This is a genomic window from Isoptericola sp. GX10416 (assembly GCF_056590155.1).
Window position 1 is genome coordinate 290,977 of the sequence record NZ_JBWPVO010000004.1, and the last position, 22,084, is coordinate 313,060.

Sequence of the window (22,084 nt, forward strand, 5' to 3'; positions counted from 1 at the left end):
TGGTGCTCTACGGTGGGGTGCGTGGCGTGGATTCGGCGGGTACGGACGGCCTCGGGAGCGACGGCCGTGCAGATCGCTGAGTCCGTCAATGGTCGTCGGCGGATCGTCGCGCATATCGGCCCTGGCGACACTGGAGTGGGTCCACCGCGCCGAGAACCTGGCCATCTCCGGCCCGTCGGGGACGGGCAAGACCCACTTTGTCGAGGCCCTGGCCCACAAGGTCATCGACGCCGGCATGCGCGTGGCGTGGTTCACCCTGGAGTCTCTCACCGCCGCCATCGGCAAGGCCGCCGTCGACGGCTCGGTCAGCAAGGTCATCGCCCGCATCACCCGCGCCGAGCTCATCGTCGTCGACGACATCGGCATGCTTCCCAGTGGGCAGTCCGCCGCCGAGGCCTTCTACCGCCTCGTCGATGCCACCTACGAGCGCCGCAGCCTGGCGGTGACGAGCAACATCCACCCCGCCGGGTTCGACACCATCATGCCCAAGACCCTGGCCACCGCCGCCGTCGACCGCCTGCTGCACCACGCCCACGTCATCATCACCGAGGGCACCTCACTACGCCTGGCCGAGGCCACCGCCGGACGCGGGGTGGTCCCCTTGAACTGAGCACCCCAGGGAGATCAGCTGTCCGCGGACAGGGAGATGAGCTGTCCGCCTACAGGGAGGTCTCCTGTCCGTCCACGGGGAGGTCCCGCTGTCCCTTGACAGAGAGTTCGACCGCCTACGACGCGCTCGGAACCAGGACCGCTACGAGGCCAGCCGGTGGGCGCCGCGGCGACCGAGAAGGCCGAGCAGGTCGCCCGGACGCTCTGCGAAGCGGCCGTCGCTCAGGTTGCGCCGTGAGCCCAGCGGTCCGCAAACAGTCCGCAAGAAGTCCGGCGGAGGCCGATGACGGCCAACCGGGCCCAACGGTCTGATAGGAGCGTTCGTGCAGGTCAGAGCGGGTTTCCGACGCCTACCGACGGCGCCCGTCACCAGCCAGAATGGGCCGTTTTCGTTCCGCTTCAACGTGTGAATCGGAAACCAGCGCGGGAAGAATCAGGAGGGGAGTGAGCCGGTCCGGATCAGATGCTCGAGCTCGTGGGCGAATCGCTCGGCATCGGCCTTCCGGTGCGGCATCATGGCGATGTCGCGCCCCGAAGCCCGCGCCACCCGCACCCTGGTGAAGGCTCCCGGACGGTAGCGCACGCCCACCACGTCCGAGCTCCTAACGTCGCGCTTGATTTTCGCCTTCTTGAGGGGGCCGGCGACGGAGGCGAGGAGGAGTCGGGTGGCGGTGACGATCAGGACGTTGGGGAAGTCGCCGGCAACGCCGGGGAGCACCAGCAGCACCTCTTCCTCCGGGTGGAGCAGCCGCGGGATGTCGCGGCGAAGTCCTGGGCTCTCGAACAGCGTGTTGCGGTTGAGGGCCTGTGCGTAAGTGACAGCGGCACGAGTGGAGGTCACGTCGGGAGTCTTCCTGAGCCGATGGTGCGGAGCAACCGACGAACTGGGCACTGTCCCGTCTAGCGCCGGTGCCACCCCACGTCGACGTTGTGGGCTACCCCGATGTACGACAGGGTGCCTACGGCACGAATCGACTCGACGACGCAAAGGCGGGACATGACGACGAACGCTCGCGCCCAAGTGACCGGGCCGCACGATCACGACGACCGTCGGGCGCGGACCGCGCCGGACCGCCGGCACGGCCGGGCGGTGCAGCGGTGAGCGTCCGGTCCGCGGCCCGCCGCCACCGTGAGGAGCTCGGTGGTGTCGTCGCCGAGTACTGGGACAAGCCCACCCCGAAGACGATCGGGGTCTTCGTGGGGACCTGGCTGCTGCTCTCCGGACTCACCCTCGTCAGTCCCGGGGAGACCATCCTGCTGGCCCTGGCGCCGACGGTGGTCTTCGGGGTCTTGCTCGGGCTGGCGCTGCTCTACGTCGGCAACGAGCGGTTGCTCGTGTGTGAGCGCGGCCTGATCATCGGGTCCTTCGCTCCAGGCCTGCGCCCCTACGTGATCCGCTACGACCAAATCGTCCCGGGCAGCGTGGTCCCCGTGACCGGTGCTGGTCGTTACACCAAGGAAACCGATCCCGGTGGCCCCCCGCAGTCGACGGTGCGGAGGAGTGCCTGGACCCGGCAGGGCGTCCACCTCGTCGGGCCCTCGCCGAAAGACGCCCGTCGCCACCGTGGCAGGTTCGCCAAGGTGCTGGATCCGCGGCCGCTCACGTTCGACGGTCGCTGGGCCTGGTTCGCCGGCACCGGATCGACGGCCCCCGAGCATGTCACGGTCGCGATCGCCCGGGCGGCGGGCGCGGCCGGAGCGGTCGAGCTGGCCCAGGCGACCGCTTCCGCGCCCGTGCGTGAGCTCAGTGGCAATCCTGCTGATGCCGCCCGGCACCTTCCCGGGTTCCCCGACATTCCCGATCTGCGGGGACGGGAGAGCGCGCGGTGATGGCGTCGCGCGACACCCGCTTCGAGGAAGGCCCTGTCGGCGCGCAGATCTGCCGGGACGCCGTGCGGCACGCGGACGCCGTCGACGCCTGGGGCTCCGTCGTCTGCTCCAACGCCGCGCCGCAGCACGCCATGTGGCAGGACGAGGACCTTCAGCGCGAGTGCACCGCGATCCTGCGGGGCGCGGGGAACCCGGGCTGAGGCGGCGCCCCGCCGACGGCAGCGCCCACCGACGGCACCCCCCGCCGCGCGCTCACCGGCGCGGACGGGTGGAATAGCCCCATGGAAACCGACCGGGACCACGCCGCCGACACGGCTCCGTGGTCGCTCTCCCCGAATACGGTGCTCGACACGCTCGACGTGGGGGAGGACGGGCTGGCGGCCTCGGTCGCCGCCGAGCGGCTCGCCGAGGTGGGGCCCAACCGGCTGCCCCCGCCGGAGCGGGAACCGCTGTGGAAGCGGGTCCTGGTGCACTTCGACGACGTGCTCATCTACATCCTGCTCGTCTCGGCGGTGCTCAAGGCGATCCTCGGCGACTGGGTGGACTTCACGGTGATCCTGCTGGTCGCGGTCGTGAACGCCGCCATCGGGTTCATCCAGGAGGGCCGCGCCGAGAACGCGCTCGACGGCATCCGGCAGATGCTCTCCGTGCACGCGGAGGTGCGTCGCGACGGGGCCTGGGCGCGGATCGACGCCGACGACGTCGTGCCGGGAGACGTGGTGCGGGTGCGCTCCGGCGACCGGGTGCCCGCGGACGTGCGGCTGCTGCAGGCCACCAACCTGCGGGTCGAGGAGTCGGCGCTGACGGGCGAGTCGGTCGCGGCGTCCAAGCGGGTGGAGCCGGTGAGCGCGGACGCGGGCGTGGGAGATCGCACGAGCATGCTGTTCTCCGGCACCCTCGTGGCGGCCGGGCAGGGTGTCGGCGTGGTCACGGCCACGGGGTCGCGCACGGAGATCGGGCGCATCCAGACGATGATCTCCGAGGTCGCGAGCCTCGAGACGCCCCTCACACGGCAGCTCGACCGGTTCGGCAAGCTGCTCGCGGTGCTCATCCTGGGCATGGCCCTGGTGATGGTCGTGATCGGCCGCGTGGTGCACGACTTCTCGGTGCCCGACCTCGTGTCCGCATCGATCGGGTTCGCCGTCGCCGCGGTGCCCGAGGGTCTGCCCGCCCTGGTGACGATCACCCTCGCGCTCGGCGTGCAGCAGATGGCACGACGGCGCGCGATCACCCGCAAGCTGCCCGCCGTCGAGACGCTCGGGTCGGTGACGACCATCTGCTCGGACAAGACGGGCACGCTCACCAAGAACGAGATGACGGCGCGCATCGTGCGCACTGCGGGCCGTACGGTCGACGTCGACGGCGCGGGCTACGCACCGGTGCCCTGGCAGCCCGGGCTCCTCGACCACGCTGACATCGCCGACGTCGTCGCGACCATGATGCAGTGCAACGACGCCCGGGTCATGTCGGCGCAGCACGACGCCGGGGTCGGGTCGAGCGCCGCCGCGGCCGACGACGCCGCCGCGGCCGACGACGAGGCCGACGCCGACGACGACGCCGCGGCCGACGACGGCTGGCGGCTCGTGGGCGAACCGACGGAGGGCGCCCTGCGCAGCCTCGGCATGAAGGCCGGTCTGGACCCGGCGGGCTGGCGACGCGTCGCCGTCGTGCCGTTCGAGTCCGAGACCAAGTACATGGCGACCCTCGACCGCGCCCCGGACGGCGAGCTGTTCGTCCACGTCAAGGGCGCCCCGGACCGCGTGCTCGACCGGTGCGCCACGCAGACCGGCGTCGACGGAGCCCGCGAGCCGCTGGACCGCGCCTTCTGGGAGGCGCAGATCGACGAGATCGGTGGACGCGGGCTGCGCGTCCTGGCCGCCGCACGCACCCGCCCGCCCGCGGGCACCACCACGATCGAGGCCACCGACGTCGACGCGGGTCTCGAGCTGTGCGGGCTGGTCGGCATCGTGGACCCGCCCCGGCCGGAGGCGATCGACGCCATCGGGCAGTGCCGCGCCGCGGGCGTGCGGGTCACGATGATCACGGGCGACCATGCCGGGACGGCGCTCGCGATCGGCCGTGAGATGGGGATCGTCGACGGGCCGTCCGACGGATCCGGGTCGGGGCCTGCGGTGCTCACCGGGCCGGAGCTGGAGGCCATGAGCACCGAGCAGCTGCGCGCCGTCGTGCGCGACGTGTCGGTGTACGCGCGTACCAGCCCGGAGCACAAGATCCGGATCGTCTCGGCGCTGCAGTCGCACGGCGAGGTGGTCGCGATGACGGGCGACGGCGTGAACGACGCCCCCGCGCTCACCCAGGCGGACGTCGGCGTCGCCATGGGGATCAAGGGCACGGAGGCGACGAAGGACGCCGCCGAGGTGGTGCTCGCCGACGACAACTTCGCGACCATCGAGCGGGCGGTCGAGGAGGGGCGCCGGATCTACGACAACATCCGCAAGTCGGTGCTCTTCCTGCTGCCCACCAACGGGGCGCAGTCGCTGGTCATCCTCGTGGCCGTCCTGTTCGGGCTGGCGCTGCCGCTGGCGCCCGTGCAGGTGCTGTGGATCAACATGATCACGGCGGTCACGTTGTCGCTCGGGCTGGCGTACGAGCGGGCGGAGCCCGACGTGATGTCCCGGCCGCCGCGCGATCCCGGGGCGTCGATCCTCGACGCCGTGTTCGTTCGGCGCATCCTCATCGTCTCGCTGCTCATCGGCGGCGCCACGATGTTCGTCTTCTACGCGGAGCGCGCGCAGGGTGCCCCCCTGGCGCAGGCTCAGACGACGGCGGTGACGATGCTGGCTCTGGGCCAGCTCGCCTACCTGTTCAACTGCCGGTTCCTCGACGCGTCGAGCCTCACGCTCGGCGTGCTCCGGGGCAACCGGGTCATCTGGATCTCTGCGGTGTCCCTCGTCGCCCTGCAGTGCGTGTTCGTGTACGCGCCGTTCATGCACCTCTGGTTCGGCTCGGCGACCATCGGCCTGGAGGAGTGGGGCAAGACGCTCGCCCTCGCGCTGGTCGTATTCTTCCTGGTCGAGGCGGTCAAGGGGGTGCGACGGGCGCTGCGCAGGAGGTAGGGGCCGCTCGGGACCGCAGGATGGCGCGGCAGACGTGCGAGGTCTGGTACCCGCCGACGTGTCGTCGCCGGACCCGGACCTGGCCGCACTAGCGTCGGGACGTCCGGCGCCCCGCCGGACCAATGAGGGAGGACAGACGATGGGTCTCTTCGGCCGCCGTGCACCGCGCCCCGACCGCCGGCCGGTCGAGGCCAACCGCGTCGCGGGTCGCGCGCCCGCCCAGCAGGAGGCGCGCGGGGCGTCCAGGCTGTGGTCGGACGGGTTCGGCCGCGTAGGGACGCGTTCGTTGCAGGTCCTCGCGGTGATCGCGGTGATCGCGGTCCTCGGGTTCGTGGGGACCCGCCTGACCCTGGTCGTCATCCCCATCCTCATCGCGCTCGTGCTGGCGGCGGCCATCTCCCCGCTGGTGTCGTTCCTGCGCCGTCGCGGCGTGCCGTCGTTGCTGGCGACGTGGATCGCGCTCCTGACGCTGGTCGCCCTGCTGGCGGGGGTCGTGTGGCTCGTGGTGCGGGCCGTCGTCGACCAGTGGGACGAGCTGCAGAGCCAGGCCCTCGACGGCTTCGACTCCCTGCAGAGCTACGTCCAGGGCCTGCCGTTCGAGATCTCCGAGGAGCAGATCACCTCGGTGCGCGAGTCCGCCGCGGGCCTGCTGCAGTCCAGCGCGGTGGGGTCCGGAGCCATCGAGGGCGTCTCCCAGACCGCCGACTTCGTCACCGGCTTCTTCATCATGATCGTCGTCCTGTTCTTCTTCCTCAAGGACGGGCCGGCGATGTGGGAGTTCATGCTGCGGCCGTTCGAGGGGCGTGCCTACGAGCGCGGGCTGCGCGTCGGCGACGCCACCATCGGCACTCTCGGCGGGTACGTGCGGGGGACCGCCATCATCGCGGTCGTCGACGCCGTGGGCATCGGGATCGGCCTCGCGATCATGGGCGTGCCCCTCGTCGTCCCGCTCTCGGTGCTGGTCTTCCTGCTGGCCTTCATCCCGCTGGTCGGCGCCACCCTGGCGGGCATCCTCGCGGCCCTGGTCGCGCTGGTCGCCGTCGGCCCGGTCGAGGCGCTCGTCGTCGTCGGGATCGTCGTCGCCGTCAACCAGCTGGAGGGCACGTTCCTCCAGCCCGTGGTCATGGGTCGGACCTTGCGCCTGCACCCGCTGGTCATCCTGTTCGCCCTGACCACCGGCACGGTGCTCGTCGGCATCACCGGCGCCGTGCTCGCCGTGCCGATCGCCGCCTCCATCTGGCGCGCGATCCAGGTGTGGGACGGGCCTGACCAGCCGGCACGGTTCGCCCGGCAGAAGCGCGCCGAGACCGTCTGACCGGCCGCCGGCCCGGCAGCTGGGGTGCCTAGTTATATAAACCTGCGACCCTGTTGCCGAGAGTTATATAACTGCTCATACTCTCGATGCGGTGCCCCTTTCCCGCTCGCTGATCTCCAGGTGCTGCACGAGCTCCGCCGAGAAGGTGACCTCAGTGTTCGCGAGGCCGCGACCGTCCTGAGGCCGCCGCTACCACCCGTCGCCGGCAGGCCATCGCCCCTCACGGCTCGTCGCGGTCGACGAGCAGCTCGGCCGTGACGAGCACGTAGTCCTCGTCGCGCAGGTCGTCAATGATCTTCGGGACGGCGTCCACGCTGGTCGCGTGGATGTCGTGCAGCAGGATGTTGCTGCCCGGCTCCACCTCGGCACGCACCCGACGGCGGATCTCGCGGGCGTCGCGGGACTCCCAGTCCCGGCTGTCGAGGCTCCACAGGACGACGTCCAGCCCGGTCCGTGTCGAGATCGACCGGACGCGGCCGTCGACGTCGCCGTACGGGGGCCGCAGCAGGAACGGCGTGAAGCCGGTGGCGTCGGTGACGGCGTCCTGGGTGCGCCGAAGCTCGTCGCGCACCTCTGCGTCGTCGAGCCCGGTGAGCTGTGGATGGTTCCAGGTGTGGTTGGCGACCAGGTGGCCGCCGTCGACGACGGCGCGAGCGATCTCGGGCCGTCTCGCGACGTTGTCGCCCACCATGAAGAACGTGGCGGGCGCGTCCTTGCGGGCGAGGATCCGCAGCAGGCGCTCGGTGCTCGCCGCGGGGCCGTCGTCGAACGTCAGCGCCACGCACCTGTCCCGGCGGCAGTCGACGCCGTCGTCCCGGGCGGCCTGGCGGCGCTCGCGGACGATCTGGTCGAGCCGGTCCGCCCACAGGGACTCCGTGGTGCCGAGCAGCGTGTCCCGCAGCGAGACGGCGTCGTCCGCGTCGACGGCGTCCGCGCCCGCGTCGAGCATCGCCTCCCCGTCGGTGACCGCCGCGTCGAGCTCGTCCAGCGCGCCGTCGTCCACCTGCGACCGGAGGTCGGTCAGGGCGTCGCGGCCCTCGGTCGTGGCCGCCTGCAGCTCCTCGAAGGCCCACCGCCGGCGCGCTTCGACGACGGCGCCGGTCGCCTCGGTCACCTCGGTCGCCGCGGCGTCCAGCTCGGCGGGCGCCGGGTCAGACCTGTCGACCACCTCGACCTCCACCTGCGGCAGCGTCTCGGGGCGGAACGGGTTCGGCCGGGTGACCTCGTCCACCGTGAGGGTCGCGACCGGATAGGTCACCTCGGCATCGCGCAGGTCCTCGGCCCGGTCGAGCGCCTCGGCCAGCGATCTGCGCACGGCAGGGCCGCCCACCTGGCCCTCGCTGGCGTCCAGGACGGGCCTCCCGCCGTCGACCGCCTCGTCGAGCGCGTCGGCGCTCGCGGCGTAGGCCTCCTCGGCGCGGTCGCGGGAGGTGTCGGCCGCCGCGGTGACGCGGGCGACCTCCGCCTCGTACTCGGCGACGGCCTCGACCCAGGCACGGTGCTCGAGCACCCCGGCGACGACGGCGCCCCCCGCGACGAGGACGGCGGCGAGCGCCGCGATCCACCACCGGCGTGCGCGACGGCGTGGCGCCGGTCCGGAGGCGGCGTCCGATCCTGACGGAGTGCTCACCCCTCGATCCTCCGCCGGTGGGGGAGTGCTGGCTAGCCCGTCTTGCGGCGGTAGGCCGCGATCGCCGCGGTGTGAGCGACCGCGAGGATGCCGACGAGCCAGGCGAGGGCGACCCAGATGTCGGCGCCGGGGGACTGCTGCTCGAAGAGGGCGCGGAGCGTGTTGACGATGGACGTCACGGGCTGGTTCTCGGCGAGCCAGGTGAGGGACAGGGTGAACAGGCCGAGGATGCCGGCCACGGCGAGCCAGGCGCCCACCGAGGCGCCGGTCCGGAAGCCCAGGAGCAGGGCGACGCCGATCACGATCCCGATCGAGGCGAGGTTGGCCACCAGGGACGTGAGCACGTGGCCCCACAGGACGCTCGACCGGGCGATCGGCATGGACCGGAAGCGCTCGAAGATGCCGCCCTGCAGGTCGAGGAACAGGCGGTAGGCGGTGTACGCGATACCGGACGCGATCGTGATGAGCAGGATGCCGGGGAGCATGTAGTCGAGGTACGACTCGTCGGACCCCGTGTCGATCGCGCCGCCGAACACGTACACGAACAGCAGCATGAGGGCGATCGGCGTGACCGCGGTGGTGAGGATCGTGTCGGGGCTGCGGCTGATGTGTCGCAGGGACCGCCCGGTGAGGACGCGGGTGTCGGTCAGGACGTGGGTGGTCATCAGGACTCCTTTCCGGCGTCGGCACCCACGAGGGTGAGGAAGACGTCCTCGAGGGACGGCTGCTTCTCGACGTGCCCAGGGGGCCTTCCGACCGGCAGGTTTTGCGAGCGGATGGTCTGCCGATGACCTGATGCGCTAGGGTCCCCGCAGCAACGACGCCCAAGGAGAGATGCTCGGTGACCAGCAGTGCCGCGGTACGGACCATGCCACTCCCGGACCACAGGCACGCGGTGATGCGGCTCCTGGCCGCAGTCCTGGCGTTCGCCCTCGCCGGCATGGTGGTCGTCGCGCCGGAGGCGCGGGCGGCGGGCTCTGGCGATCTGATACCCACCACGGTGAGCGTCAAGCAGTATGAGACGTGGTGGCCGGCCGGTGCGCGGCACCTCGACGTGCGGGTGACCACGCCCGACGGCGAGCTCGTCCACGACGGCGGGCTCCGCGCCGAGGTCAACGGGATCGACTACTCCGGCTCGAGCGCCTGGGCCTCCGGGCGTCTCCCGATCTACGCCGAGTTCTCCGCGGCCGGCACGTACCCCGTCACGGTGCGGTACCTCCCGGCGGCAGGGTACGCGGCGGCGGAGTGGACCGGCACGGTGGAGGTGTCGGAGGGAACCGTCGAGACGACGACCACCGTCGTCGACGCCCCTGACGAGCTCCACTACGGCGACCGGGGAGAGGTCGACGTCCAGGTGGACGTGCAGGGCGAACACCTGCCGAGGGGTGTGGTGGAGCTGTGGTCGCTCGACACCGGCGAGTTCGTCGACCAGGACGAGGTCGGCGCCGAGGGGCGAGCACGGCTCCTCTTGCGCGACGTCGCGCCAGGCAACGAGGCGTTCGAGGTCGTCTTCGCGCCGTACGGCGGCCTGCAGCGGTCGCGGGCGGTCTTGACCGTCCCGGTGCTGAAAGCCGAGCGGGAGCTGGCCGCCTGGGTGGTCGGTGGCGGCGACGTCCACCCGTACGACACCTGGTGGAAGGTGGCGGTCGACGTCCCGGACGTGGACCGCGTCGCAGGGACCTTGTCGCTCTACGACGGGAAGCGTCGCCTCGCGCGCATCCGGCCGTGGGAGCAGCGGAACCGTACCGAGGTCTTCGTCATCGACTCCGACGTGCTGGACCCGGGAAAGCACCGGCTCGAGGTACGCCTCACAGGTTCGCCGTACGTCGCGGACACCAGCACCGAGGTCGTGCTTCGTGTCGCGAAGGTCGAGAGCGGTGTCTGGGCGACGGAGAAGCGAAGGATGCGCTGGGGGGTCGACCACCGGCTGCTCGTCACGACGGGGGCGAAGAGCTCCTCGGCCGTCAACGACGGTCACTTCACCACCGGAACGGTCACCGTCTACAAGGGCCGCACGAAGGTCGGCAGCGAGAAGATCCGCCGCGAGGGGCGCACCACGGTGCGCATCGACGGCCACCGGTTGCCCGTGGGCAAGACGAAGCTGCGCGTCGTCTACGCGGGTGACAGCCGGTACGGCTCGTCGACGACGTACGAGACGGTCCGGGTGCGCAAGGCCAAGACGAAGCTGCGCGCCACGGTGAAGGACACGACGGTGAACGGCTCGCAGCGCGCCAAGGTCAAGGTCCGCGTGAAGTCACCGTCGGACATCGTCCCGACCGGCAAGATCAAGATCAAGGCCGACGGCAAGGTCGTCAAGAAGGTCCGGCTGAAGAAGAAGCACGACGGCTCTCGCACGGTGAAGCTGCCCCGGCTCAGCGACGGCCACCACACGATCAAGGTCGTCTACCCCGGGACGTCGAAGACCAAGCGGGCGGTCAAGAGGAACCTGTATGTCTGGGTTCGCTGAGCGCTGCGGGAGCACGAGGGCCTGGCGAAGGGCTCCTTCCCGGACCGACCGGTCCGGGAAAGAGCCCTTCACCGCAGCTGCCTCAGCGGCAGTCGTCAGAGCCCGGCGTCGACCAGGCCCTGCTGCCACTCGATCAGGTCGCTGACCTTGGCCTTCAGCGTCTCGGCGCTGGCGTCGTCGCGCACGAGCGCACCGGCGAGCGCCGCCGTCGGGCGCAGGATGCGGACGGCCTTCGAGGCGTTGCCGGCGTCGGCGGCCTGCTGGGCGTCGTCCAGGCGACGGTCGAGCTGAGAGATCGCGACGCGGTCACGCGCCGTGTCGGACGGCAGCTCCTCGACGAGCGCGTCGACCTCGGACCAGGTGACGCAGTCGCCGCCGCCCGAGACCGTCCCCGCGGTCCACTGGACCCCGCGCAGCACGGAGGTCAGGAAGACGGGGTCGGACCACGCCTCGTCGACGTGCCCGGCACCCTGGTGCCAGGACCGACCGCCCTCGAAGTTCTGGCACCAGGCGATCGGGTGGTCCTCGCCCATCGTGCCGCCCTGATAGGTCGACTCGTCGATGGTCTGCAGCACGTGGACGTCACCGCGCGGGTTGAGCGTGTAGTTGTACCACTCGTCCCAGCGCTCCCACTCGAGCGGGACGCCCTGCATCGACGGGTGCGAGGGGTTCTCGACCCGCATGGTGGCGGTCTGCTGCTGCGGGTGGTTGGCGAAGCGGGCGCCGCCACCGATGAGCTGGGTGAACCAGCCTGAGGTGTGCATCGTGTCGGTGGCCGCGTGGATCCCGACGACCCCACCGCCGTCGTGGACGTAGCCCTGGAGGGCCGTGAGCTCGGCGTCGTCGAGCAGGCGGGGCTGGGCGGGGTCGAGGCTGTTGGTGTTGTCCACCGGGGAGACGAACACGATCGAGTCGTACTGCGCCAGGTCCGCCGCGGACGTGAACGGGGTGGAGTCCATGGTCAGGTCGGGCTGACCCGGCGACCCGGGACCCCACCAGCCGCCGGAGTCGTTGGGCGGGTCCCAGACGTCGACGTCGAAGCCGTGCTCGGCGCCGAGGTCGATCAGGGCGTGGGTGGTCTCGTCGATGTGGGAGTGGCGGAATCCCAGGGTCTTGCCCACCACGAGGACCTCGTCGAGGCCGTCGTCGGCGGCAGCAGCCGGCATGGCTGCGGCGAGCCCCAGGGTGAGGGTGAGAGTGGCGGTCGCCGTTCCGGCGACGGCACAGCGGGTGGCGGAGGCTGGCTTGCTCATGACGCTCCTTTGCGCAGGCAACACATTCGTTGACCGGTTCAACTTAACTCGCTGCGGGCGAGTTGTCACTACCTCTGGACAGAAGGGTGTCGACAATCGACAGAAGTTGCCGGGATCGGTGTCGAACCGCGGCGGCGAGGGTGCGGTCGGTCCCGTCGTGCGAACCGGCGGCGTCCCTGGGCACGATGACGGCGCGCCAGACCTGCCGCACGGACGAGGAGAGCAACCAGTGGACCTGGGAATCGAAGGACGTGTCGCCGTCGTCACCGGGGCAGACTCCGGCATCGGCCTCGCGGCCGCTCACGAGCTGTTGCGCGAGGGGGCGCGCGTGGTCCTCACGGACACCGACACCGGCAGGGTCCGCGCGGCGGCCGAGTCGCTGGACGCGCCGCAGGGGTCGTGGATGGCCGTCGGTGCGGACCTCACGCGACCCGACGACGTCGCGAGGCTGGTGCGGGCCACGGAGGAGAACTTCGGGACGGCCGACATTCTGGTCCACTCCGCAGGGGTCCACGGCGCGGTGGGGCTGTTCCACGAGATCGACGACGACGGCTGGCTCGAGACGTTGCAGGTCGACCTGCTCGCCGCAGTGCGCACGGTGCGCGCGCTGCTTCCCGGCATGCGTGCCTCCAGGTGGGGCCGCGTCGTCCTCGTGGCGTCCGAGGACGGCGTGCAGCCCTACGTCGACGAGCTGCCCTACAGCGCCTCGAAGGCGGCGATCCTCAACCTCACCAAGGGGCTGTCCAAGACGTACGGCCGCGAGGGCGTGCTGGTCAACGCCGTCTCGCCCGCCTTCGTCGAGACGCCCATGACCGACGAGATGATGGACGCCCGCGCCGCCGATCTCGGCGTCGACCGGGACGAGGCGATCCGGAGCTTCCTGGCCGAGGAGCGGCCCTTCATCGAGCGGGACCACCGGGGGAGGCCCGAGGAGGTCGCCGCGGTGGTCGCGTTGCTCTGCTCCGCCCGCGCGAGCTACGTCGTCGGCTCGAACTACCGGGTCGACGGCGGCTCGGTCGCCACGATCTGAGGAGGCCACCATGGCGAAGGACCACTACGACTACCTGCTGCTCGGCGGCGGCATGGCCTCGGACGCCGCGGCGCGCGGCATCCGGGAGGTCGATCGGCGCGGCACCATCGCCGTCGTCGGGCGCGAGCCGACCGAGCCCGTGACCCGGCCCGCGCTGTCGAAGAAGCTGTGGACGGACCCCGACTTCGCCTTCGAGCAGGTCTGGACGGGCACGGCCGAGGACACCGGGGCGGACCTGCTGCTCGGTGAGACCGTCGTCGCGCTCGACACGGACCGCCGCACGGTGAGCACGGCGTCGGGGCGGGAGATCGGCTACGGCAGGGCCCTGGTGGCGACCAGCGGCACGCCCGGGTCGGCCGACGTCGACGACTCGCACGGCACGGGCCGGGTCATCCCGTTCCGCAGCGTGCGCGACTACGAGCGGCTGCGCGGGCTCACCTCGCACGGCAGCCCGCACGTCGTGGTGGTGGGCGGCAGCTACATCGCCACCGAGCTGGCGGCCGGGCTCACCGAGACGGACACGCGCGTGACGCTCGTCTTCACCCAGGACACGCTGCTCGGCCAGATGTTCCCGCCCGATCTCGCCGAGCGGGTGGAGCACCTGTTCCGCGAGCACGGCGTCGCGCTCGTCCGCAACACCGCCGCGACGGGCGGCGAGATCCGCGGGCCCGACGGCCCCGTGCGCCTGACGCTCTCGTTCGACGACGAGCTCGAGGCCGACGCCGTCGTGGCCGGCCTGGGCATCTCGCTCGAGACCGGGTTCGCCGTCGAAGCAGGCCTGGAGGCGGTCGACGACGGCGGGATCGTCGTCGACGCGCACCTGCGGTCGAGCGACCCCGCGGTGTGGGCCGCCGGCGACGTGGCGCACTACCCGGACCGGACCGGGTGCTCGGTGCGCGGCGGGTCGAGCACGTGGACCACGCGACGTCGTCGGGCAGGGCGGCCGGGCGCGACATGGCGGGCGCCGACGAGCCGTACACGCACACACCGTTCTACTACTCGGTGCTGTTCGGCGTGCGCTACGAGGCGGTCGGCACCCTCGACGCGTCGCTGGAGATCGTCGAGGACCGTCAGGGTCCCGCCGACGACCCGCTCGCGCAGGTCGTGGCCTACTACGTGGAGCGCGAGACCGACGGGGCGAGCACCGCGCAGGTGCACGGCGTGCTGCTCTGGGGCGTCGAGGAGGGCACCGCCGGGCCGGACGCCGCCCGCGAGGTGCTGGCCGGCGGTCCGGTCGACCCGGCGGCGCTGCGCGGTCGGATCGTGCTGGACGATCTCGGGTAGCCGCGCTTCCAGGCTGTGTTCTGCGAGGTCGCCGGGCCAGGTCACCCGCCTGCTCGTCGGGCCTCGCGGGGTCGGGTGCCGAGCGCGACGAGTGTGGCGACGCCGGCGAGGACGGCGAGGACGGCGAACGTCTGGGGGTATGACCCGGTCGCATCGGTGAGCGCGCCGGCCGCCCATGGTGCCAGCGCCATCGCGAGGGTGGTCGGTGCGTTGAGGACGCCGTAGAGCGCACCGAACCCGCTGGTGCCCCAACGGTCGCTCACCGCGGTCGACTGGAGAAGGGTGAACGCGCCGCGGACGACACCCAGGACCGTGGCCGCCGCGACGAGCGCCAAGGCAGGGCCCGGGATCACGCCTACCGCGAGAACGGTTGCTCCGGCGCACGCCGCCAGGACGACGGTGCGGCTCATCGGTGTCGTGCAACGGACCAGCGGTGGATAGGCGATACGCCCCAGGAGCTGGCCCGCGCCTGACAGGCCGAGCGCCCAGGCCGCGGCTGTCGGCGACAACCCGCGCCAGCCAAGCATGGAGACCAGGTGGATGGTGGCCGCGAACAGGGCGAACGCGATCAGCGACGTGGTGACCGTCAGCAGGACGAACGGTCGGCTCGTGGTGATCCTGCGCCGGTCCGAGCGCGCGGAACTGGCGTCGTGACCGGGCAGCGAGGGCCACGCGGCCCGCAGGCCCAGGGCATGGGTGGGGATCGTGGTCAGGGCGAGCAGCGCGGCGAGGGTCACATAGGTCAGGCGCCACCCGAGATGCGCCACGAGCGCTGCCGTGACCGGCGCGAACACGGTGCTGGCCAGTCCGGCGACCAGTGTCAAGATCATCAGTGCACGACCCCGGGCGGGGCCGTACCAGCGGGTGAGGGCTGTGAAGGCCGGCGCATAGAGCACCATCGACTGCGAGATGCCGGCCACGATCCAGGCGGCGGCGAACCAGCCCAGCGTCGGGGCGGCACCGACACCCAGGACCGCGACGGTGGCGATCACGGACCCCGTCGTCATCACGCCTCGGGGGCCGTGATGGTCGATCAAGCGGCCGACGGCGACCCCGGCTGCCGCGGCGACGACCAGTGCCGCGGAGAACGCTGCCATCGCGGACGTCGATGTCCACCCGGTGTCCGCGACGATCGCCGGGAGGGCGACGGGGAAGGAGTAGTACAGGACGCCCCAGCCGACGACCTGCGTCATGCACAGCGCCACCAGAGCCTGCCGGGGCCCGCCGGCGCGCGGGCGTAAACCCTCGTTGCTCTGGCGGCCGGTCATCGGCCGACCGGCACGCCGCGCCGCCCGAGGTGTGCAGCCAGCGCACCGACGACGTGCGTGGCGTCGCGGCCCACGCCGCGCAACGTGTTGGAGGAGAACGAGCGCTGCAGCTCGAGGCCGACGTAGCCGAGCCCGCGGTGCGTGGTCGAGACGCCGCCCTGGTGCCGCGGTGCACCCGTCGCATCGAGCGCCCCCAGCGGACGGAGGTACCCGAGGTCCGGGCGGAACCCTGTCGCGAGCACCAGCGCATCGACCTTCTCCCTGGACCCGTCTGCCCACACGACCTCCTCGCCCGCGAGCCGCGTGAACATCTCGCGGCGGACGAGGCGGCCGGAGGTGATCTCCTGACGATAGGTGCCGGTGTCCAGGACCAACGGCCGGGTGACGAGGCGTCGCAGCCAGGGCGTGGGAAGCACGTCGAGGCCGGTGACCCGGAGCCAGAAGTGGAGGTCGAAACCTCCCCGGCGCTGCGGGGTGAATGCGATCGGGGACCGGGTCGCCAGGGTCACGCGCGCGACCTGGTGGAGCTCGTGGGCGATCTGGACCGCCGAGTTGCCGCCGCCGACGATCACCACCCGCTTCCCTGCCAGGGCGTGCGGGTTGCGGTAGCCCGCGGAGTGCAGCACCTCGCCCGGGAACGCGTCGAGGCCGGGCAGGTCGGGCAGGACGGGGGATCCGAACGACCCGCTCGCCGCGATCACGCCCGCGGCCGGCTCCTCGGCTCCGTCGGCGGTGCGCACGACGAGCTCGCCGCCATGCTGCTCGACGGACTCGACCCGGGTGTCGGTGCGGATCTCGGCGCCGACGTGCTCGGCGTAGCGCGCGAGGTAGCCCACGACCTCGTCGCGGGCGGGATAGCGGCGTGGGTCGCCGTCGAACGGCAGGCCGGGCAGGCTGGAGTACCCGGCCGGTGAGAACAGTCGCAGGCTGTCGTAGTACGAGCTCCACGAACCGGTCGGCCGGGAGCCGGCCTCCAGGACGAGCGGCGTGAGCCCGGCGGCGCGGACCGCTCTGGCGGTGGCGAGCCCGGACTGGCCGGCGCCGACGATGATCATGGGTGAGGAAGAGGTCATGGCGTTCAACATATCGACGCATCGCGATATGTCAATGCGACGAACTGAGCCGGTACGATCGAGCGATGACCTCGTCCGCGCCGTCGGGGCCCGCGGGGCCGGTGCTGAGCCAGGAGACCCAGGACTTCCTCGCCGCCCTGGCCAGCCCCACCCGCCAGGCGATCCTCGCGCTCTTCGCCCGCGGTGCCGAGCTCTCCGTCGGTGAGGTCGCGGAGCAGGCCGGCCTCGGGCAGTCCACCGCCTCCGAGCAGCTCAAGGCACTGCGCCGCGCCGGGACGGTGCTGTCCCGGCGCGACGGGAAGACGGTCCTCTACCGGGCCGACCGCGAGGGGATGACCCGCGTGCTGGCCGACCTCCAGGACTACCTGCGGACCTGCTGCTGATCTTGGGCGCCCTCGACCGGTGTCACGTCCGGTCCACGTGCCGCGGTGCCGGCCCGTCGGCGGGGGTGTCCCCGCCCCGCAGCGCCCGCGCCTCGGCGACGGCGTCGGCCCTCTTGGCGGCCTTCTTGTCGCTGGCGCGGGTGTCGCGGGGCGGGAGCTGGATGGTCTCCTCGGCCGCGAGCCCGCCCTGCAGCTCGCGGCTGCGTTCCACCTCGGCGTCCAGCTCCGCACCGAACAGCAGCGCCAGGTTGCTGATCCACAGCCACAGCAGGAACACGATGACGCTACCGAGGGTGCCGTACGTCGACCCGTAGCTGCCGAAGTTGGCGACGTAGAACCCGAACGCGGCCGAGGCCAGCGCCCAGACGACGATCGCGACGGCCGCACCGACGCTGATCCACCGGAACTTCGGCTGCTTGACGTTCGGCGTCGAGTGGTAGAGCAGCGCGATCACGATGATGACGAGCAGCAGTGCGACGGGCCACTTGGCGATGTTCCAGACTGTCAGCGCGACGTCGCTGAGCCCGACGGCGCTGCCGACGGCGGAGGCGACCGGCCCGGACAGCACCAGGCTGGCGACGACCAGGATCACCAGGACGAGGACGACGGCGGTGATCACCAGCATGACGGGGCGCAGCTTCCAGAACGGCCGGCCCTCCTCGACCTCGTACACGCGGTTCATCGCGCGGCTGAAGGCGGTGACGTATCCGGAGGCGGACCACAGGGCCAGCGCGACACCGAGGATCAGGGCGAGGCCCGCACCGGTGGAGTTCGCGGCGTTCTCGACGAGCGGCTGGACGATCGACAGGGTCTCCTCGGGCAGGAAGTCGGAGACGGTGTTCATCACCGAGTTCACCGCTGCCTCGGCGTCGGCGACCAGCCCGAGCACGGAGATGAGGGCCAGCAGAGCCGGCGCGGACGCCAGCACCGCGTAGTAGGTGAGTGCGGCGGCGAGGTCGGTGCACTGGTCGTCGCTGAACTCGCGGAAGGCGTTCTTGAACCCCAGCTTCCAGCTCCCACCCTTCAGGTCGGGTGGCGATTCAGGCTTCTGGGAGTGCGCCCCGTGAGGGCGTCCCTCGTCGGTGTCAGCCATCGGCCCTCCAGGTGTCGTCGCGACCACCACCAGGCTCTGCGGGTTGGGTGATCCCCGCAACGCGAGCGGTGCCGTGGTGACGCGCGAGGTGACGCCGTCGGTGCCTACGGTGGTCAGGAACCTCGACGTGGGGGAGGCCTCGATGACGCACGACGCTGACGACCGGGAGCACCAGCCGGACCCGGAACCGGGACGTGACAGCGAGACGGACGTCCAGCCCGGCGAGACCCCACCGGCCTCGGGTCAGATGAGCGCCCCGCAGGGCCACGAGGAGCACGGTCCGCACCGCGCGACGCCGTGGCTGTGGATCGTGGCGATCGGACTGGTGGTCGTGCTCGCCGCGGGGCTCTTCGTGGGCTACGGCATCGGCCTCGTGGGCTGACCGGCCGGTCGCCCCCGGGTACCGACACCTCCGCTGAACCTTGCCCACGGATCGAGCATGGCGCATATGTAACACCCAGGGGTTACAATCGCTCCATGAGTGGTGCTGGGATTCGAGCTGCCGTAGCGGAGATCGCCGCCGGCCAGTGGGGCCTGCTCACTACGGCGCAGGCGACGGCGGCCGGGGTCTCGCGCATGATGCTGTCGCGGATGGCTGAGCGTGGCGAGCTCGAGCGGATCACCCACGGCGTGTACGCCACGCCGGCGGGGGCAGGGGACGAGCTGTCGGAGAAGCGAGCAGCGTGGCTTTCGATCGAGCCCAACCGGCTTGCCTACGAGCGTCTTGCCGAGTCCCCACCGACCGGGGTGCTCTCGCACGCCACGGCTGCGGGACTACATCAGGCCGGTGACCTGCTTGAGGCCCAGGTCGAGGTGACCCTGCCGACCCGGTACCGGGCGCGACGTCCGGAGGTGCGCGCCCATCGCGGGACACTGCGCAGCGACGAGGTGACCCTTGTCGACGGGCTTCCCGTGACGACTCCAGCGCGCACCGTGGCCGATCTGCTCGCCGATGGCCATGACCGAGACCACGTGGCCACGGTGGTCGCCGACATGCTCAAGCGCAGCATCGTCACGGTGAGCGAGCTCGAGAGCGCGCTGGGATCGGTCGAGCGTGACCGGTCCGGGCCTGAGGTCGTGGCGGACCTCCTCGAGATCGCCGGCATCGATGAAGACCACCTCGTTCAGCAGCTCGTCACCTCCAGCCTCGGAGCTTCCGCCGTGAGTTCGGCTGCGGCGCGAGTCCTCCAGATGCTCGCCGAGTCGTCATCGGGGGACAACGGATCCGGAGTCGCTGCGCACTACTCGCGGGCTCTGCAGCGCTCAGGTGTCCAGAAGTGGCTCCGCGACGACCGCGCGGTCGTCGACGTGGTGAAGCAGATCAACGCAAGCAGTGCCCTGCCGGCACTCAGCCTGCCGGAGACCTCGAAGGCGATCTCAAGAACAGCCGCGGCCAGCCTTCCGCCCGGAGTCCTGGCTGCGACTGTCGAGGCGTGGAGAAAGCTGGCACTGGCTCAGCAGGTCAGCACCGACGACACCCGATCCAGGGACGGATCAGACGAAGGGAGCCCCGCCTCGTGACTAAGCCGAAGCCCCCGAGCCCGGTCGCGATGTGGAGCTCGATCACCGCGCGTGCCAAGGCCGCGAGCCGAACGAGCTCGAAGACGCCCGGCGAGCTCCAGAGAGAGTATGTGTACGGTCGGCTCCTCGCTCGGGTGTTTGCTGACCAGGACGACTCGTGGGTCCTCAAGGGCGGCACGGCGCTGCTGATGCGCGTGGAGGATGCTCGCCACAGCAAGGACGTCGACCTGCTGCACCGCGTCCGAGACCTCTCGGCGGCTGAGGTAGATCTTCGCCGGGTGCTCGCCCAGGATCTGGGCGACTGGATGCGGTTCGTGGTGACCGGCACGTTCCCACTGGGCGGAGACCAGCAGCCGGACGTGTCCGGCATGCAGGTCAACGTCGAGTGCTTCTGCGGGGCGCAGAAGATCCAGGCGTTCCACATCGATCTCGTCGTCGGGTCGCTCATGACCGCTGACCCTGACGTCGCAGCCGCGCCAAGCGTGATCGCGGTCCCGCAGATCGATCCACCGCGTCTTCGCCTGTATCCCGTCGTCGACCACGTGGCCGACAAGGTCTGCGCGACCGAGGCCGTCTACCCCGGTGGCCGAGAGTCCTCTCGCGTGCGCGACCTCGTCGACCTGCTGGTCATCGCTCGTACCCAGCAGATCGACGGCAGTGCCCTGGACGCGGCGATCGCAGGCGAACGAACGCACCGCGGCCTTCCCGGCCGGGACGCGTTCACTGTTCCTGCCGCATGGTCCACCACCTACGCCAAGGTGGCTGCGAACACACCGAGTCCGTCTGGCTTCGACGAAGCGGTCGTACTCGCTGGAGACTTTCTCGATCCGGTCCTGCAGGGTGCAGTGAGCGGGCTGTCCTGGTCGCCAGAAACGGGCCGATGGGCATGAGCTCGGTGACGTGCACGGCGCGTCTGCGAGGGCGACCTGCTCGAAGTCAGCTCGACTGCTTGAGCCCGAGGACCACGCCGTCCGGATCCTCGACGTACCCGACCCTGCCCTCGCCGGGCAGGTCGAGGACGTCGCCGGCCGAGGATCCGCCGGCCGCCTCGACCGCGGCGATCGCGGCGTCGATGTCGGGCACATCGATCCAGAGGATGGTGTTCTGCGCCTGGTACCGGCTGCTCATGACGGCGGCGTCGATGCCGGGGCCGTCCCCGGTGCGGGTGAGGAGGTAGTCCGGTACGTGCGGGGACGCGGTGGACTCCCAGCCGAAGGCGCGGGCGTAGAAGTCCGCGGTCTTCTCGGGTGCGGTGCTGGTCAGCTCGATGTGGATGATTGTTCCCATGCCGCCACGCTAGGAGCGTCGCCGGGTGCTCGGCTTGAAGGAATCGGTCATCCTGCGGACGGTGCCATGAGGCGCGCGATGCCGTCGTACGTGTCGCGGAACGCCGTCGCCGTCATCCCCGTGAAGCGGGTGAAGTCGCGGGACGCGTGCGACTGGTCGGCGTACCCGGACAGCGCCGCGAGCAGCGCCGTGGGCAGGCCGCCCGCCTCCGCGAGCAGCGCGTCGGTGAAGGCCCGGTGGCGCATCACCTGGAGGTACTGCTTCGGGGAGAGACCGATCCCGCGGCGGAACGCCCGGTAGAGGGTCGAGGCGGCGACGGCGAGCTCGCCGGTCAGCGAACCGACGTCGACGGCGGACGGCGCGGCGTCGATCCGGGCCGTCGCCCGCGCGAGGAGCTCGGGCGAGCCGGTCGGCTGCCCGGGAAGGAACCCGTCGAGCCAGCGGTCGAGCTCACGGGCAGGGTCCTCGGCGAGGGCGTCCTTGGCGGGCAGGGGACCGATCGCGTCGACCACCTGCGCCGGCTGCTCGGGAGCCCGGGGGAACAGCGTGCGAGCGCCCCAGGGCGTGAACTGGATGCCGACGTAGTGGGAGGGGCCTTCCTGCTCGATGACCATCGACGCGGTGCCGGTCGGCAGGTAGACGTCCGCGTTCTCCCGGGCGGGCGTGTCTGCGGCGAAGCGCCGCCCCGGACGGCCCAGGCAGAACTGGATCGTGCCGCGCCCGTTCGGCACGAGCACGGCACGTAGCGGGCCGGGGGGCGCGGGGGAGATCACCGACCAGTAGTGCTCGACGAGTCCGGTGAGGCGCGGCGCCGGGGCGTGGCGGCGGTAGTCCATCGCGGGCTCCTGTCCGGGCGCGGCCCGCGGCCACGCGGTCGGGGAACGTGCGCTCCGGCTGCCCTTTCCAAGGTATAGCGCACCGGGGGTCTTGCGGCAAGACCCCCTGCGAGGCGCAGAATCGCAAG

The 22,084-nt window shown here is 71.4% G+C and carries 21 protein-coding genes and 2 pseudogenes; 14 read left to right on the top strand and 9 right to left on the bottom strand.

Annotated features, from left to right (window positions below):
- Positions 1–88: 88 nt before the first annotated feature.
- The gene (locus tag ACWAT2_RS09080; RefSeq protein ID WP_402375028.1) at positions 89–610 is read left to right on the top strand and encodes an ATP-binding protein; all 522 of its coding nucleotides are present in this window, start codon (positions 89–91) and stop codon (positions 608–610) included.
- A gap of 432 nt (positions 611–1,042) precedes the next feature.
- On the opposite strand, the gene ACWAT2_RS09085 is transcribed toward ACWAT2_RS09080, so the two are convergent.
- Complete coding sequence (locus ACWAT2_RS09085) at positions 1,043–1,450, bottom strand: hypothetical protein (protein WP_402375030.1); 408 nt, start codon at positions 1,448–1,450, stop codon at positions 1,043–1,045.
- 257 nt (positions 1,451–1,707) lie between these two features.
- On the opposite strand from ACWAT2_RS09085, the gene ACWAT2_RS09090 reads away from it, so the two are divergent.
- The 4 genes from ACWAT2_RS09090 (at position 1,708) to ACWAT2_RS09105 (ending at position 6,831) form a co-directional block, all read left to right on the top strand.
- Complete coding sequence (locus ACWAT2_RS09090; protein ID WP_402375032.1) at positions 1,708–2,439, top strand: hypothetical protein; 732 nt, start codon at positions 1,708–1,710, stop codon at positions 2,437–2,439.
- On the top strand, positions 2,439–2,639 hold the full coding sequence (locus ACWAT2_RS09095; RefSeq protein WP_402375034.1) for a hypothetical protein: 201 nt from the start codon (positions 2,439–2,441) through the stop codon (positions 2,637–2,639). Before ACWAT2_RS09090 ends, ACWAT2_RS09095 begins: the two co-directional genes overlap by 1 nt.
- Before the next feature lie 81 nt (positions 2,640–2,720).
- A complete protein-coding gene (locus tag ACWAT2_RS09100; protein WP_402375035.1) occupies positions 2,721–5,516 on the top strand; it encodes a cation-translocating P-type ATPase in 2,796 nt (931 codons plus the stop codon).
- A gap of 139 nt (positions 5,517–5,655) precedes the next feature.
- The gene (locus ACWAT2_RS09105; protein ID WP_402375037.1) at positions 5,656–6,831 is read left to right on the top strand and encodes an AI-2E family transporter; all 1,176 of its coding nucleotides are present in this window, start codon (positions 5,656–5,658) and stop codon (positions 6,829–6,831) included.
- 220 nt (positions 6,832–7,051) lie between these two features.
- On the opposite strand, the gene ACWAT2_RS09110 is transcribed toward ACWAT2_RS09105, so the two are convergent.
- Both ACWAT2_RS09110 and ACWAT2_RS09115 read right to left on the bottom strand, forming a co-directional pair.
- Entirely contained in the window at positions 7,052–8,461 is a 1,410-nt protein-coding gene (locus ACWAT2_RS09110) for a polysaccharide deacetylase family protein (RefSeq protein WP_402375039.1), read from the bottom strand.
- Positions 8,462–8,493: 32 nt separating this feature from the next.
- Positions 8,494–9,126, bottom strand: coding sequence for an ABC transporter permease (locus tag ACWAT2_RS09115; RefSeq protein ID WP_402375041.1), 633 nt, complete (start codon positions 9,124–9,126; stop codon positions 8,494–8,496).
- 176 nt (positions 9,127–9,302) lie between these two features.
- On the opposite strand from ACWAT2_RS09115, the gene ACWAT2_RS09120 reads away from it, so the two are divergent.
- Positions 9,303–10,928, top strand: a complete 1,626-nt coding sequence (locus ACWAT2_RS09120; protein ID WP_402375043.1) for an Ig-like domain repeat protein — start codon at positions 9,303–9,305, stop codon at positions 10,926–10,928.
- A gap of 95 nt (positions 10,929–11,023) precedes the next feature.
- On the opposite strand, the gene ACWAT2_RS09125 is transcribed toward ACWAT2_RS09120, so the two are convergent.
- On the bottom strand, positions 11,024–12,181 hold the full coding sequence (locus ACWAT2_RS09125) for a ThuA domain-containing protein (protein WP_402375045.1): 1,158 nt from the start codon (positions 12,179–12,181) through the stop codon (positions 11,024–11,026).
- A gap of 229 nt (positions 12,182–12,410) precedes the next feature.
- On the opposite strand from ACWAT2_RS09125, the gene ACWAT2_RS09130 reads away from it, so the two are divergent.
- The 3 genes and pseudogenes from ACWAT2_RS09130 to ACWAT2_RS09140 all read left to right on the top strand — a co-directional run bounded on the left by ACWAT2_RS09130 (position 12,411) and on the right by ACWAT2_RS09140 (position 14,495).
- Positions 12,411–13,211 (top strand): SDR family NAD(P)-dependent oxidoreductase, encoded by an 801-nt coding sequence (locus ACWAT2_RS09130; RefSeq protein WP_402375047.1) that lies wholly within the window; start codon positions 12,411–12,413, stop codon positions 13,209–13,211.
- Positions 13,212–13,263: 52 nt separating this feature from the next.
- A pseudogene (locus ACWAT2_RS09135) lies at positions 13,264–14,046 on the top strand (FAD-dependent oxidoreductase); the annotation flags it as partial.
- A 77-nt stretch (positions 14,047–14,123) separates the two neighbouring features.
- Positions 14,124–14,495, top strand: coding sequence for a hypothetical protein (locus ACWAT2_RS09140; RefSeq protein ID WP_402375122.1), 372 nt, complete (start codon positions 14,124–14,126; stop codon positions 14,493–14,495).
- A 41-nt stretch (positions 14,496–14,536) separates the two neighbouring features.
- On the opposite strand, the gene ACWAT2_RS09145 is transcribed toward ACWAT2_RS09140, so the two are convergent.
- Both ACWAT2_RS09145 and ACWAT2_RS09150 read right to left on the bottom strand, forming a co-directional pair.
- The gene (locus tag ACWAT2_RS09145) at positions 14,537–15,763 is read right to left on the bottom strand and encodes an MFS transporter (RefSeq protein WP_402375049.1); all 1,227 of its coding nucleotides are present in this window, start codon (positions 15,761–15,763) and stop codon (positions 14,537–14,539) included.
- Entirely contained in the window at positions 15,760–16,836 is a 1,077-nt protein-coding gene (locus ACWAT2_RS09150; protein ID WP_402375051.1) for a flavin-containing monooxygenase, read from the bottom strand. The genes ACWAT2_RS09145 and ACWAT2_RS09150 overlap by 4 nt, the downstream gene beginning before the upstream one ends.
- A 65-nt stretch (positions 16,837–16,901) precedes the next feature.
- Here ACWAT2_RS09150 and ACWAT2_RS09155 point away from each other — a divergent pair, with 65 nt between their 5' ends.
- A complete protein-coding gene (locus ACWAT2_RS09155) occupies positions 16,902–17,219 on the top strand; it encodes an ArsR/SmtB family transcription factor (protein WP_402375053.1) in 318 nt (105 codons plus the stop codon).
- Between the two features lie 22 nt (positions 17,220–17,241).
- Here the strand turns inward: ACWAT2_RS09155 and ACWAT2_RS09160 are convergent, their stop codons facing one another.
- Entirely contained in the window at positions 17,242–18,312 is a 1,071-nt protein-coding gene (locus ACWAT2_RS09160; RefSeq protein ID WP_402375055.1) for a YihY/virulence factor BrkB family protein, read from the bottom strand.
- A 142-nt stretch (positions 18,313–18,454) separates the two neighbouring features.
- On the opposite strand from ACWAT2_RS09160, the gene ACWAT2_RS09165 reads away from it, so the two are divergent.
- From ACWAT2_RS09165 to ACWAT2_RS09180, 4 genes and pseudogenes are all read left to right on the top strand, one after another.
- Positions 18,455–18,694 carry a DUF6480 family protein gene (locus tag ACWAT2_RS09165; RefSeq protein WP_402375057.1) on the top strand — a complete coding sequence of 80 codons (240 nt, stop codon included), beginning with the start codon at positions 18,455–18,457 and terminating at the stop codon, positions 18,692–18,694.
- A gap of 95 nt (positions 18,695–18,789) precedes the next feature.
- A pseudogene (locus ACWAT2_RS09170) lies at positions 18,790–18,942 on the top strand (type IV toxin-antitoxin system AbiEi family antitoxin domain-containing protein); the annotation flags it as partial.
- Entirely contained in the window at positions 18,943–19,833 is an 891-nt protein-coding gene (locus ACWAT2_RS09175) for a hypothetical protein (RefSeq protein WP_480048844.1), read from the top strand.
- Positions 19,830–20,723 carry a nucleotidyl transferase AbiEii/AbiGii toxin family protein gene (locus ACWAT2_RS09180; RefSeq protein ID WP_416478880.1) on the top strand — a complete coding sequence of 298 codons (894 nt, stop codon included), beginning with the start codon at positions 19,830–19,832 and terminating at the stop codon, positions 20,721–20,723. The genes ACWAT2_RS09175 and ACWAT2_RS09180 overlap by 4 nt, the downstream gene beginning before the upstream one ends.
- Before the next feature lie 46 nt (positions 20,724–20,769).
- Here ACWAT2_RS09180 and ACWAT2_RS09185 read toward each other — a convergent pair whose 3' ends face one another.
- Positions 20,770–21,120: a VOC family protein gene (locus ACWAT2_RS09185; protein ID WP_402375062.1), complete on the bottom strand. Its 351-nt coding sequence runs from the start codon at positions 21,118–21,120 to the stop codon at positions 20,770–20,772.
- 47 nt (positions 21,121–21,167) lie between these two features.
- On the bottom strand, positions 21,168–21,956 hold the full coding sequence (locus tag ACWAT2_RS09190) for a helix-turn-helix domain-containing protein (protein WP_402375064.1): 789 nt from the start codon (positions 21,954–21,956) through the stop codon (positions 21,168–21,170).
- Positions 21,957–22,084: the final 128 nt, after the last annotated feature.